5 protein-coding genes are annotated in these 7,162 nt (G+C 71.9%); 2 read left to right on the forward strand and 3 right to left on the reverse strand.

Translation table 11 applies throughout. The features are described 5' to 3' along the window. The 3 genes from ACYVE7_RS25745 to ACYVE7_RS25755 all read right to left on the reverse strand — a co-directional run. Nucleotides 1-3,315: type I polyketide synthase (locus ACYVE7_RS25745; RefSeq protein WP_460368011.1), on the reverse strand; the 3,315-nt coding region annotated here is incomplete at its 3' end. A 106-nt stretch (nucleotides 3,316-3,421) separates the two neighbouring features. After that, nucleotides 3,422-3,625 (reverse strand): acyl-CoA carboxylase subunit epsilon, encoded by a 204-nt coding sequence (locus ACYVE7_RS25750; RefSeq protein ID WP_460368012.1) that lies wholly within the window; start codon nucleotides 3,623-3,625, stop codon nucleotides 3,422-3,424. Further along, nucleotides 3,625-5,190, reverse strand: a complete 1,566-nt coding sequence (locus ACYVE7_RS25755) for an acyl-CoA carboxylase subunit beta (protein WP_460368014.1) — start codon at nucleotides 5,188-5,190, stop codon at nucleotides 3,625-3,627. The genes ACYVE7_RS25750 and ACYVE7_RS25755 overlap by 1 nt, the downstream gene beginning before the upstream one ends. A gap of 241 nt (nucleotides 5,191-5,431) precedes the next feature. On the opposite strand from ACYVE7_RS25755, the gene ACYVE7_RS25760 reads away from it, so the two are divergent. Together ACYVE7_RS25760 and ACYVE7_RS25765 are read left to right on the forward strand one after the other, a co-directional pair. Further along, nucleotides 5,432-6,193 carry a thioesterase II family protein gene (locus ACYVE7_RS25760; protein WP_460368015.1) on the forward strand — a complete coding sequence of 254 codons (762 nt, stop codon included), beginning with the start codon at nucleotides 5,432-5,434 and terminating at the stop codon, nucleotides 6,191-6,193. Beyond that, nucleotides 6,186-7,025, forward strand: coding sequence for a metallophosphoesterase family protein (locus ACYVE7_RS25765; RefSeq protein ID WP_460368017.1), 840 nt, complete (start codon nucleotides 6,186-6,188; stop codon nucleotides 7,023-7,025). The genes ACYVE7_RS25760 and ACYVE7_RS25765 overlap by 8 nt, the downstream gene beginning before the upstream one ends. The last annotated feature ends 137 nt before the right edge of the window (nucleotides 7,026-7,162 follow it).

Raw genomic sequence — 7,162 nt, forward strand, 5'->3', positions numbered from 1 at the left:
GAGCAGCGGGGCGTGCACGGTGAGGCCCGCGACGGCCGGGACGTCGAGGTGTTCGCCCGCCCGCAGGGCGAGTTCCACGAACGCGGCCGGAGGCAGCAGCGCCACGCCGAGCAGGTCGTGGTCGGCGAGCCACGGCTGCCGGTCGGCCGACAGGCTTCCCGTCAGCACGGCCCCGTCTCCGTCCGGCAGCTCCAGGACGGCGTCGAGCACCGGATGGGCGAGCGCGGCGACCCCCTGGACGGTCGCCGTGTTCGACGCGGCGGACCAGTACCGCCGCTTCTGGAAGGCGTAAGTCGGCAGGTCCACCCGACGCGCTCCGGCGTACACCGTCCGCCAGTCCACCGGAACCCCGGCGGCATGCAGCCCGCCGACGGCGCCGAGCAGAGCGGCGCGCTCGGGAAGGTCACCGCGCTGCAGCGCCGCGAACCGGATCTGTTCGTCGTCAGCGGTCTGCTGGGCGAGGGCCGTGAGCACACCGTCAGGACCGATCTCAGCGAATCTGGTCACGCCCGCGTCGGCGAGGGCACGCACCCCGTCAGCGAACCGGACCGCCTCACGAACATGCCGCACCCAGTACTCGGCCGTCCCCATCTCCCCCGGTTCGGCCGGCGCACCGGTGAGCAGCGAGACCATCGGAACGGCGGGACGTCCATAGGCGACGGACTCGGCGACCCGCCGGAACTCTTCGAGCATGGGCTCCATCAACGGCGAGTGGAACGCGTGCGACACCCGCAGCCGAGTCGTCTTGCGCCCCCGCCCCGCGAAAATCTCAACGATCTTCGTAACGGCGGCATCCTCGCCGGAGACCACGACCGAGCGCGGCCCGTTCACCGCCGCAATCCCCGTCCCCTCGTCGAGCAGCGGGCGCACCTCATCCTCCGCCGCCTGGAGCGCGGCCATCGAACCGCCTGCCGGAAGCCCCTGCATCAACCGTCCCCGAGCGGCGACAAGACGCGCCGCGTCACCAAGCGAGAACACCCCGGCAACGTGCGCCGCCCCGATCTCCCCGATCGAATGCCCCGCCAGAAAGTCGGGACGAATCCCCCACGACTCCAACAACCGGAACAACGCCACCTCGAACGCGAACAACCCAGCCTGCGCATAGACGGTCTGGTCCAACGCCTCCGCGTCCCCCCACACCACCTCACGCAACGAACGACCCACCAAGCCGATGCCGACCTCGACCGCCCGACCCGGCAGACCTCCACCGCCCCCAGCGCTCGCACCGAGCGGACTCTCCGCAGCGGCGCCAACCCACTGATCCGGCAGGCGTCCTCCATCCCAGGCCACCTCACCCAAATGAGCGCCAACCGACCGATCCGGCACGGTCTCTTCGCCCCGTGCCTCCCCACGCAGCGGATCGACCACCTCAGCGTCGGCCGACCGATCCAGCGGCCCCCCATCGGCCCAGGCCACGTCACCCAGCGGACCACTTACATGAGCGTCAACCGACCGGCCGGGGAGGGGCCCTTCGCCCCCGAACGCCTCATTTTGCGGACCGGCCTCAGCAGCGCCAAGTGGCCGATATGGATGGGCTGCTTCGTCGTTGGGGGTCATGTGCGGGGGGCGGGTGAGGTGGGTGTCCAGCTCGGCGCAGGCCGCGTCGAAAGCCTCAGCGAAGACCGGGAACGCGTCGTACAGGTCGCGGCCCATGCCCAGGCGTTGGCTGCCCTGGCCGGAGAAGAGGAACGCGAGGCGGCCCTCCTGGGCCGTGTCCACGGTGAGGCCGTGCGCTGGACGGCCTTCGGCGAGTCCGGCCAGGCCGGACAGCAGTTCGGAGGGCTGCTCCCCCACCACGACGGCGCGGTGTTCGAGGGGGGTGCGGCCGGTCGCCAGGGAGAAGGCGACGTCGGCCGGGTGGGCCGCCGGGTCGAGAGCGGACACCAGACGGGCCGCCTGGGCGCGGAGCGCGGCCGGGGTGCGGCCCGAGACCGTCCAGACGACCGGTCCCGTGGGTGGCGGAGCGGCGGCGACAGGGGTCGGGGCTTCCTCGAGGATGACGTGGGCGTTGGTGCCGCTCAGGCCGAACGACGACACGCCCGCCCGGCGTGGACGGCCGGTCTCCGGCCAGTCCCGTGCCTCCGTCAGCAGCCGGACGTCGCCGGACGGCCAGTCCACCTGCGGGCTCGGCTCGTCCACGTGCAGGGTCTTCGGCAGCACTCCATGGCGCATCGCCTGCACCATCTTGATGATCGAGGCGACGCCCGCCGCGGCCTGGGTGTGCCCCAGGTTCGACTTGATCGACCCCAGCCACAGCGGCCGCTCCCGACCCTGGCCGTAGGTCGCCAGCAGCGCCTGCGCCTCGATCGGATCCCCCAGCGCGGTACCGGTGCCGTGGGCTTCAACGGCGTCGATCTGGTCGGCGGTCAGCCGGGCGCCGGCCAGGGCCGCGCGGATCACCCGCCGCTGGGACGGGCCGTTCGGCGCCGTCAGCCCGTTGGAAGCGCCGTCCTGGTTGACCGCGCTCCCCCGCACCACCGCCAGCACCGGATGGCCGAGGCGGACAGCATCGTCCAGCCGCTCCAGCAGCAGCACCCCGACCCCCTCGGAGCAGCCCATGCCGTCGGCGGCGGCCGCGAACGCCTTGCAGCGGCCGTCCGGGGCGAGACCGCGCTGGGTGTTGAAGTAGACGTACATGTCCGGCGTGCTCATGACGGTCACCCCGCCCGCCAGGGCCAGGGAGCACTCCCCCGACCGCAGCGACGCGGCGGCCAGATGCAGCGCCACCAGCGACGACGAGCACGCCGTGTCCACCGTCAGCGCCGGACCCTCCAGGCCGAGCGTGTAGGCGACACGGCCCGAGACGAGGCTGCCGCCGCTGCTGCTGTCGGCGTAGTCGTGGTACATCACCCCGGCGAACACCCCGGTGGGGCTGCCCTTCAGTGACGCCGGGTCGATGCCCGCCCGCTCGACGGCCTCCCAGGACGCCTCCAGCAGCAGCCGCTGCTGCGGGTCGGTCTCCACGGCCTCACGCGGCGAGATCCCGAAGAAGTCGGCGTCGAAGTCGGCGGCGTCGTACAGGAAGCCGCCTTCGCGCGTCACGCTCTTCCCCGGCCTGCCGGGTTCCGGGTCGTAGAGTCCGGCGAGGTCCCAGCCGCGGTCCGCGGGGAACGCCGCCACCGCGTCCGTCCCGTCGGCCACCAGACGCCACAGATCGTCCGGCGTGGCGACACCGCCCGGATAGCGGCACGCCATCCCCACAATGGCGATGGGCGCGCATTCCCGCCGTTCGTTCTCCGCGATGCGCTTTCGCGCTTCACGCAGATCCGCGGTCGCCCGCTTCAAATAGTCGAGAAGCTTTTCCTCGTTACTCACAAAGCCACCCCGGTCGAATGCCGCCAGTGCGCAAGACGATCTCCATCAAGCTAGGGAGAGGCGGTCGGCCCACCAACCCCTAGCTCGCCCCTAAGGTCGGGGCGGGTCAGCGGGACGACCAGGCGCCCGGCGGCCGGAACCCCGCGGGCCGCCGCCAGCCGACCGGCCGTACCGCGGGCAGGGGCGCCTCCGCCCGGTCGCGCAGCAGCGTGACGATCGCGACCGTCACCGCCGCCAGCTCGACCTCGTCGGGAGCCCCGCGGACCACGCGCAGCAGCGGGAGCTCGCCTTCCAGCTCGGTACGGGTCATCACATCGGGAGGTTTCCGTGCTTGCGGGACGGCAGCGCCGCCTCCTTGTGCCGGAGCGCGCTCAGCGCGTCGATCAGCGCGGCGCGGGTGTCGGCGGGGTCGATGACCTCGTCCACCAGACCGCGTTCCGCGGCGTAGTAGGGGTGCATCAGTTCCTTCTTGTACTCCTTGATGCGCTGCGCGCGGGCCGCTCCCGGATCGTCGGCGGCGGCGATCTCCCGGCGGAACACCACGTTGGCGGCGCCTTCGGCGCCCATCACGGCGATCTCGTTGGTGGGCCACGCGAACGACAGGTCGCAGCCGATCGACCGGGAGTCCATGACGATGTACGCGCCGCCGTAGGCCTTGCGGAGGATCACCTGGACGCGCGGGACGGTCGCGTTGCAGTAGGCGTACAGCAGCTTCGCGCCGTGCCGGATGATCCCGCCGTGCTCCTGTTCGCGGCCGGGCAGGAAACCGGGAACGTCGACCAGTGTGACCAGCGGGATGCTGAACGCGTCGCACATCTGGACGAATCGTCCGGCTTTTTCCGACGCATGGATGTCCAGCACTCCGGCCTGGGAGAACGGCTGGTTGGCGACGATCCCGACGACGTGCCCGTCGAGCCGGGCCAGCGCGCAGATGATATTGGTGGCCCAGGTGGCGTGCACCTCCATCAGCTCGCCGTCGTCGACGATCTCCTCGATGACCAGGCGCATGTCGTAGGCGCGGCTCGGGTCGGCCGGCACCAGGTCCAGCAGCGCGTCGACCCGCCGGATGGGGCTGTCGGCGGGCGTAACCGACGGCGGGGTCTCCCGGTTGTTGGACGGCAGCAGCGACAGCAGATACCGGACCTCCTCCAGGCACTCCTCCTCGGTCTCGCAGGCGATCGACGCCACCCCCGACACCGAGGAGTGCACCGACGCCCCGCCCAGCTCGTCGTGGGAGATGACCTCGCCGGTCACCGACTGCACGACGTCGGGGCCCGTGATGTACATCTGCGAGATGTCCCGCACCATGAACACGAAGTCGGTGAGCGCGGGCGAGTAGGTCGCGCCTCCCGCGCACGGCCCGAGGATGACGCTGATCTGCGGGATCACCCCGGAGGAGGCGACGTTGCGGCGGAAGATGCCGCCGTATCCGGCCAGCGCGGTGACGCCCTCCTGGATCCGGGCGCCCGCGCCGTCGCTGAGGCTGACCAGCGGCGCGCCCGCCGCCGCCGCCAGATCCATCACTTTGTGGATCTTCGCGGCGTGGGCTTCGCCCAGCGAGCCGCCGAAGATCCGGAAGTCGTGCGCGTAGGTGAAGACGGTGCGGCCGTGGACCTCGCCCCAGCCAGCCACCACCCCGTCGGTGTGCGGGCGGCGGTCCTCCAGGCCGAAGCCGGAGGCCCGGTGCCTGCGGAACCGTTCGATCTCCCGGAACGTTCCCGGGTCGAAGAGCAGCTCGATCCGTTCCCGCACGGTCAGCTTGCCGCGGGCGCGCTGCTGCTCGGTCGCCTTCTCCGACGGCCCCGCCAGCGCCTGCTCGCGCAGCGCGGCCAGTTCCGCCGCTCTGAACCGGGTGTCCTCGACCTCGGTCACCATACCCCCTGCTATTTCCGGAAATAATTCGACTGGCCGCATTCGATTGAATCCGAGCCGTCGCCGGTGGGCCAAGCGCCGCGCACCCCACAAAAACCCCGCCACCACCCCTACCGCCGCGATTGCAGGGGCCTGTAGGGGTGGTGCCGGACTCACCCCGTTGCCAGCATTCAGAGCAAAGAGAAACAGGACGGAAACATCGAGCGGGCCGGACGGAATCCGCCGGGATGAGGAGTTGACGGCCATGACCGGCCCGACCGAGAGCGACACCTGGATCAGGCGTTTCCACCCGGTGCCGGAGGCCGCCGTACGCCTGGTGTGCTTCCCGCATGCGGGCGGCTCCGCCACCTACTACTTCCCCGTCTCCGCCGCGCTGAGCCGTTCGGCGGACCTGGCGCAGAAGGTGGAGGTGCTGGCCGTCCAGTACCCGGGACGGCAGGACCGCAGGCAGGAGCCGCCCTTCACCGACCTCGGGCTGCTCGCCGACGCCGTGCACGAGGCCCTGCGCCCCCGGCAGGACGACCGGCTCGTGTTCTTCGGGCACAGCATGGGCGCGTCGCTGGCGTTCGAGGTGGCGCGGCGGCTGGCGCGCCCGCCGGTGGCGCTGGTCGCCTCCGGACGGCGGGCGCCGTCACGACACCGGGCGGAGTCGGTGCACCTGCGGGACGAGGAAGGGGTCATCGCGGAGCTGAAGCGGCTGAGCGGCACCGACCCGAGCCTCCTGCAGGACGACGAGCTGCTGCGCCTCTTCCTGCCCGCGATCCGCGCCGACTACCAGGCCATCGAGACCTACCGGTGCCCGCCGGGCACGACCGTGGCGTGCCCGGTGACGGTCTTCGTCGGCGACTCCGATCCGCACGTCACCCTGGAGGAGGCGGGCGCCTGGGCCGGGCACACCACCGGCGGTTTCGGGCTGGAGGTGTTCGAGGGAGGCCACTTCTATCTGAGCGCCAAGCCCGCCGACACCATCGAACGGCTCTCCGCGGTGCTGCGCGCCCATGTCTGAGCCCGCCCTGTTCGCGATCAGCGACCTGCACGTCGGGCACCAGGAGAACCGGCGGCTGGTGGAGTCGCTGCGCCCGGTGACCGACGCGGACTGGCTGCTGGTCGCCGGTGACGTCGGCGAGTTCGCGGAGGACGTCGTCTGGGCGCTGCGCACCCTCAGCGAACGGTTCGCCACCGTGATCTGGACCCCGGGCAACCACGAACTGTGGACTCCGCCGTCGGACCCGGTGCCGCTCCGCGGCGTGGCCCGCTACACCTACCTGGTCGAGGAGTGCCGCCGGCTCGGCGTGCTCACCCCGGAGGACCCCTACCCGGTCTGGCGGGGCGCGGGCGGCCCCGCCGTGATCGCGCCGCTGTTCACCCTGTACGACTACAGCTTCCTGCCGCCCGGCGTGTGGTCCAAGGAGCACGCGCTGCGGCTCGCCCACGACGCGGGCGTGGTCTGCACCGACGAGATCCTGCTGCACCCCGACCCCTACCCGACCCGCGAGGAGTGGAGCCGGGCGCGGATCGAGCAGACCGAGCTCCGGCTCGCCGCACTCGACCCCGAGCTGCCGACCGTCCTGGTCGGCCACTGGCCGCTGGTGCGGGAGCCCACCGACATCCTGCTCCATCCGGAGTTCGCGCTGTGGTGCGGCTCGGAGCGCACCGCGCGGTGGCATGTGAAGTTCCGGGCGAAGGCCGTGGTCTACGGGCATCTGCACATCCCCCGCAGGCTGACCCTGGACGGCGTCCCCTTCGAGGAGGTGTCGGTCGGCTACCCGCGCGAGTCGCGGAACTGGCCGGACCGGCCGCGCCGCCTCCACCGCGTGCTCCCCGGCGAGCCGGCATGATCGGGCGGATCCTGCCGGGCTCCGTCGTGGCCGTCGAGGCGTTCGGCGACGCCCTCACCGACTCCTGGCTGTTCCCCGAGGAGCGCGCGGTGATCGCGCGGGCCGTCGGCAAGCGGCGCCGCGAGTTCACCGCCGCC

It is taken from the genome of Actinocorallia lasiicapitis, from assembly GCF_054778695.1.

Excerpts from the sequence above, each read along its gene's own strand:
- ACYVE7_RS25750 (WP_460368012.1), bottom strand. The coding sequence starts at position 3,625 with ATGACCCGTACCGAGCTGGAAGGCGAGCTCCCGCTGCTGCGCGTGGTC.
- ACYVE7_RS25765 (WP_460368017.1), top strand. The coding sequence starts at position 6,186 with ATGTCTGAGCCCGCCCTGTTCGCGATCAGCGACCTGCACGTCGGGCAC.
- ACYVE7_RS25760 (WP_460368015.1), top strand. The coding sequence starts at position 5,432 with ATGACCGGCCCGACCGAGAGCGACACCTGGATCAGGCGTTTCCACCCG.
- ACYVE7_RS25755 (WP_460368014.1), bottom strand. The coding sequence starts at position 5,190 with ATGGTGACCGAGGTCGAGGACACCCGGTTCAGAGCGGCGGAACTGGCC.